Source organism: Streptomyces sp. NPDC002671 (genome assembly GCF_053592475.1).
On sequence record NZ_JBSFVU010000118.1, the window covers coordinates 1 to 5,608 of the forward strand.

Here is a 5,608-nt window from a genome sequence, read left to right on the forward strand (position 1 = left end):
CAGGGCGGCGGCTACGAGCACGAGCCCGAACAACTCGTTCCGGCGTGGGATCGATGGATCGGCAGTCAGTCGGAGCAGGTACGGGACGACAGCCGGCATCGTGGCACTAGGACCTGTCCGGCGGATCTTGGTCGAGAGCGGCTAGGAGGCGTGGGACCAGGGGATTTGAGTCGTTCTCACGCCAGGCGACGGCGACTCGTGTGCGAGTGGTGTTGGGCTCGATCCTGCGGAATGCAACGCCCTTGAGGCGGATGCGGCGGATGCTCTCCGGGGCCACTGACACGCCCAGCCCAGTTTCTACCAGGGCGCAGACGGTCTGCCATTCCACGGCGTGCTGCGCCACCCGGGGCGTGAAGCCTGCCGCGATGCACAGGCTGGCGATCTGGTCGTACAGCGGCGGGCCGACGGCGCGAGGCAGAAGCACAAAGGGGCAGTCCGCCAACTGCTCGATGCGGACGGCGCGTTGTGCTGCGAAGGGGTGCGCGGACGGCAGGACAGCCACAAACGGCTCGGTCAGCACGGTCGCGAATGCGAGTTCCGCGTCGTCGGCCGGCGGTTCGCGCAGCAGGCCGATGTCGATCGTCCTCTCGCGTAGAGCGGCCAGTTGCGGCGTGGTGGTCATTTCCTGGATGACCAGCTCCACGGCGGGAAACCGTTCCCGGAAGGTTCGTAGCAGGCCGGGCAGGACGGTCAGGGCGAGGGAGGCGGCGAAGCCGATCCGCAGCCGGCCGACCCTGCCGCTGCCGACGTCTCGGGCTGCGGCCAGGCCGTCCGCGAGGCCGTTGAGGGCGTGCCGAGCGGCAGGAAGGAGTTCTCGGCCCGCCGGGGTGAGGGCGATACGTCCTGGTTCGCGGCTGAACAGTGCGTGGCCGACTTTGCCCTCCAGGCGTCGGATCTGCTGGCTCAGTGGCGGCTGGGCGATGCCCAGGCGGGTGGCAGCGCGGCCGAAGTGGAGTTCCTCGGCGAGCATGACGAAGGCGTGCAGTTGCTGAAGAGGAAGTTCAGGGCGTTCCATACGCTCAGAGATATCACTCCATACCCGAAGCTGTATTAGACGTATCTGTGCTGCTCACTTAGCGTTCGGCACATGACGGAGCGACGTTCCATCCTCAGCGGCTCGATGTTCGAAGAGCGGATCGGCTGTGCCCGCGCCGTCGTCGACGGCGACTGGGTTCATGTGTCCGGGACGACCGGGTTCGACTACGCCACCATGACGATCTCCGACGACGTGTGGAGCAGGCCGAGCAGTGCCTGCGCAACATCGAGGCTGCGCTGGCCGAGGCGAAGTGCACCTTCGCCGACGTGGTGCGGGTGCGCTGTCTGCTGCCCGACCGGGCCGACTTCGAGCCCTGCCGGCCAGTACTGCGTCGCGCCTTCGGCCAGGTCCGACCGGCCGCCACGATGCTCATGTGCGGCCTCGCTCATCCCCGCATGAAGATCGAGGTCGAGGTGTACGCACGGCGACCCACCGCGTAACCGTCCGCGCAATCGGCTCTGGGGGAACGGGGCGTTGTGTCTGCGGGCGGGTGGGCAATCAGCCGAAAGGGCACCGGATCCTACCGGCTCGCCCATACCCGAGCCCAAGCCGAACAGGTCGGCTGACCTGGGGTGCGAGGCCAAGCTAGCCCTCAGGCGGCCCGGAGAACGCCGGCTCGGACAGCTTTGACCAAGAGCCGTATCCCCTATGTATACCGTTCAGGAAAGGACACTGGATCGTTGTGCGCATCCTTCCCCACAGTGGTGCCGTGAGCAGTCACTCCGAAGCACGTGTCACGCCCGTCGAAGCATATGAACCCCCCTACTACGTGGCTGTCTTCACCACGGTGCGAACTCAGAACCAGAACGACTACAGCGAGACCAACGCGCGCCTGGAAGACCTGGTGAAGGACCTCCCCGGGTACCTGGGGATGGACCACGCACAGACTCCCGGCGGGCTGGGCATCACCGTCAGCTACTTCCGCGACGCCGACGCCCTCACGGAGTGGCGGACCAACGCCGAGCACCGCGCAGCGCAAAAGCGCGGGCGAGCCGAGTGGTACCAGAGCTACACGCTGCATGTCGCGAAAGTGGAGCGGAGCCACGGGTTCACGCGAGCGTAGGTCCCGTAGAGCCGGCACGCTGACCCGCGAAGGCCGCAAAAGGGGTGATCTGTAACGGGACAACCTAGGCGAAGTCGCTGACGAGCTCCCGGACCACGGGCTCGGACGCTCACGCGGTGGCCTGACTCCCAATGGTGTTGTCAAGTAGCAGCCACTGCTGGTGGTGTGGGTTGGTAGCAGCGTCCGTCACGTAGGAGGGCCCACAGGACGTTGACGCGTCGGCGGGCGAGGGCGATGACAGCCTGAATGTGCCGCTTTCCCTCTGCACGCTTTCGGTTGTAGAACCGGCGGGACTCCGGACAGAAGCGGATGCTGGTCAGGGCGGAGAAGACGCGCTGAAGCCCGCGGTGATAGAGCCTGGGCCGGTGCATGTCGCCACCTGTCGCGGGGAGGAACTCTGCACCGAGCACAGGTCCGATGCCGGGGAGGGTTTCGATGATTTCGGCGAGATGGTGGCTGCGGAAGCGTTCTGCAATGAGTTTGTCCACGGTGGCCACTTGCTCGTTGAGGGTTAGCACCTCCTTCGCCAGCGTATGGACCATCTCGGTGGTGATCTTCTCCCCGGTCACCGCGGTGTGCTGACGGCCCGCAGCCTCTACCGCCACGGCGGCCAGCTCGGCAGCACGGCGGACCTTGAGGGATGGGCCTGGCGGAGAAGTTGTCCTTCGGCTTCGTGGTGTCGTACTTGCTCTGAGCGGAGCCCTCGTAGGTGCTGGCGAACGGATACTCATCGCGTTCGCGCTTCACTCGCGTCCTTCAGGTGCTGGGCCACTGCACGCTCGGGAGCGCCGGCCTTGGAGCTGTAGGGCAGGGTGAGCACCACCGGCAGGGCCGCGCCGCCTTTCTTCTTCGGGTTTCCGTCGCCGGTCTTGTTGAAGAGGTACGAGGCGGAGTCCCAGCGGCCGGCGAGGAGTCCCACGTTGACGCGGCCGGTGTTCGGCGAGGTGTAGGGCGCAGGGAAGGTGAGCTTCACGTACGGCTCGTACACCATCTGCACCAGGTCGTCCTTGCCGGTGCCGTGCCCGGGCTCGACGAGCATGGTGTGGAAGTACTCGGGCTTGGTCTTCAGGGAGTCGTAGGTTTGCGTGGGCGGGACCTGTCCGCCGTACTTCATGCTCACGGACGCGGGCCACGTCTTCACGTCGCCGTCCGTATCGCCCTTCAAGCCGCTCGTGCGGGTGCTGCCGGCCTTGTCGAAGTTGGTGAACAGGTACTGCATCCGGATCGTGCGGTCGTATTTCTTCGGGATCGTGTCGATCACCCACAGCGTGAACGAGCTCTGCCCCACAGGGCGGCCGTTCTGCATCCAGGTCTGTACGAACTGGGTTGCGGTGCACATCGCGTACCGGGACTTGACCGCGAAGTACTGGCCGCCTTGTGGTCCTTTCTTGCATTCGGTCTTCGTCATCGTGCGGGGCGGCTCCGGATAGGTGGCCGTGGATGCGACCTTGTCGGCCATCTCGTCGGAGAGTGACGACGGCTTGGTCGCCTTGGGCAGGTGTGATCCGCATCGCCAAGGACAACCTGACCTTCTACCAGCAGATCGGCCTCGCCTGACATCCCGTGCGTGGCCCGGCCATGCACTATCGATGACCTGGCCGGGCTGGTCCGCGCCTGCCTCAAACGGATGCAGTACCGGCCCGACCCATTTGACGGGTTCATCGCCGAGACCGGGACGCCGACATGACGTCGCCTGGAAGAGAAAACCCCAGTAGCCGTTGTAAGCCCGATCCGGCCTGCTACTTCACCGCCAGGTGCAAGAGATCGCGGCCGACCACTATCTGTCCGTGGTAGCCGCCTGCCTTCTTGCTTGCCCTGGCCTGCTTGGCCCACCACTGCTCGGATCGCGCGTGCGGGTCACCGGGCGAGAAGTGCGTCAGCACCACTTTGTCCGCCCCGGACTCGGCGCCGATCCGGCCGATCGCGGAGATGGGGGTGTGGACGTCCTGCATGTGTGCGATCACCGGGGCGGGGAGGCCCTGTTCCTGGAACCAGGCGGTGTCGATGACCTCGTGCACCAGCACGCTCGCGTCCTTCGCGAGGGCGGGAATGTTCGCCGTGGGCGCGGTGTCGCCGGAGAAGACGACCGAGCCGTCGGCGGTCTCGAAGCGGTAGGCGAACGACGGGAAGACGGCGCCGTGCGGTACCAGGATCGCGGTCACCTTCATGTCGTCGTTCTCCATGACGGTGAACGGGGCCATCGGCGGTGCGGTGTTGGCCGCCGTGGCGCCGACGTCGGGCAGGCCGATCTCGTGGACGTTCAGCAGGTCCGTCGGTGCGCCGCCGAGCCCCTCGGCGGTGAAGGCGTTGGTGGAGTAAGCCCACGCCTCGGCCGCGAGCCGCGTCAGGTCGGCGGTGCCGGGGAAGGGGTTGCCGGGGTTGAACCACGCCTTGCCGCTGGTGTTGTGGAGTTCTCCAGGGGATCCGGGGCCGTACACGTCCAGCAACCGGTTGAATCCGGCGAAGGGCTTGGGCATGCCGCCGCACAGCAGTGGAAAGGCGAAGTAGTCGACGGTGTGGTCGGCGTGCAGGTGGGTGAGGAAGATTCCGGAGAGCGATCGCGGGTCGAGTCCGGCACGCAGGAACTGGGTCACCGCCCCGCGACCGCAGTCGATCACGTAGGTTCGCCCGTTGACCACGAGCGCGGATGAGATGCCCATCCGGTCTGCGAACGGAGGCGGGCCGCCGGCCGTGCCGAGCAGCACCAGATGCGTGCCCTTGTCACTGACCGCAGCTGTCGGCGAGGCCGAGGCCGCTGTAGTCGTTGCCCGTGCCGAACCGGTGGCCAGGGTCCCGGCCGCGAAAGCCCCCGCGGCTGCCGTGACCGTCTGCAGGACCGAACGCCGCGACGGCACGTGCGGTCTGTGACTGGTCCCCGAATTGCACATGATGTGGTCCTTTTCCATTGATCGCTTGTCCTTAGCGGGGCAAAACGCCCTTTAACGACGTGTGCGGCCCTTGCGGTCAGCTGGTGCGGGTTGCGGCGAGGTCGAGGGCGATGTCGGTGATCATGTCCTCTTGGCCGCCGACCATCTTGCGCCGTCCGGCCTCGATGAGGATGGCGCGAGTGTCGATGCCGTGGTGGCGGGCGGCCGTTTCGGCGTGACGCAGGAAGCTGGAGTACACGCCCGCGTAGCCGAGGGTGAGGGTCTCGCGGTCCACCCGCACCTCGCGGTCCTGGAGGGGGCGTACGACGTCGTCGGCCGCGTCCATCAGGGGGAACAGGTCGCAGCCGTGCTTCCAGCCCGTCAGGTCGGCGACGGCGATGAACGCTTCCAGGGGGCAGTTTCCCGCCCCGGCTCCCTGGCCGGCGAGGGAGGCGTCGACGCGGGTGGCGCCGTTCTCGACGGCGACGACCGAGTTGGCCACGCCCAGCCCGAGATTGTGGTGGGCGTGGATTCCCAGCTCGGTGGAGTGTTGAGCGACTTTCAAGATGCCCATGTCGCGGGCAGCTTTGCGGCGTTGATCATGCCGACGAGTTCGGTTGCATGCCGGCGGGGTTGGGGTGT

At 66.6% G+C, this 5,608-nt stretch carries 4 protein-coding genes and 4 pseudogenes; 3 read left to right on the top strand and 5 right to left on the bottom strand.

What is annotated here, in order from left to right:
* Positions 1-106: 106 nt before the first annotated feature.
* Entirely contained in the window at positions 107-1,015 is a 909-nt protein-coding gene (locus ACWD35_RS44705) for a LysR family transcriptional regulator (protein ID WP_451357056.1), read from the bottom strand.
* A 72-nt stretch (positions 1,016-1,087) separates the two neighbouring features.
* On the opposite strand from ACWD35_RS44705, the pseudogene ACWD35_RS44710 reads away from it, so the two are divergent.
* Positions 1,088-1,476: pseudogene (locus tag ACWD35_RS44710) on the top strand (RidA family protein).
* A gap of 269 nt (positions 1,477-1,745) precedes the next feature.
* The gene (locus ACWD35_RS44715) at positions 1,746-2,099 is read left to right on the top strand and encodes an antibiotic biosynthesis monooxygenase family protein (RefSeq protein ID WP_451357057.1); all 354 of its coding nucleotides are present in this window, start codon (positions 1,746-1,748) and stop codon (positions 2,097-2,099) included.
* 140 nt (positions 2,100-2,239) lie between these two features.
* Here ACWD35_RS44715 and ACWD35_RS44720 read toward each other — a convergent pair.
* A pseudogene (locus ACWD35_RS44720) lies at positions 2,240-2,425 on the bottom strand (IS110 family transposase); the annotation flags it as partial.
* Positions 2,426-2,826: 401 nt separating this feature from the next.
* Positions 2,827-3,558: a hypothetical protein gene (locus ACWD35_RS44725; protein WP_451357058.1), complete on the bottom strand. Its 732-nt coding sequence runs from the start codon at positions 3,556-3,558 to the stop codon at positions 2,827-2,829.
* Between the two features lie 117 nt (positions 3,559-3,675).
* Between ACWD35_RS44725 and ACWD35_RS44730 the strand changes: the two are divergent.
* A pseudogene (locus tag ACWD35_RS44730) lies at positions 3,676-3,786 on the top strand (IS630 family transposase); the annotation flags it as partial.
* 52 nt (positions 3,787-3,838) lie between these two features.
* Here the strand turns inward: ACWD35_RS44730 and ACWD35_RS44735 are convergent.
* Together ACWD35_RS44735 and ACWD35_RS44740 are read right to left on the bottom strand one after the other, a co-directional pair.
* On the bottom strand, positions 3,839-4,954 hold the full coding sequence (locus ACWD35_RS44735) for an MBL fold metallo-hydrolase (protein WP_451357059.1): 1,116 nt from the start codon (positions 4,952-4,954) through the stop codon (positions 3,839-3,841).
* Between the two features lie 109 nt (positions 4,955-5,063).
* Positions 5,064-5,608: pseudogene (locus ACWD35_RS44740) on the bottom strand (hypothetical protein); the annotation flags it as partial.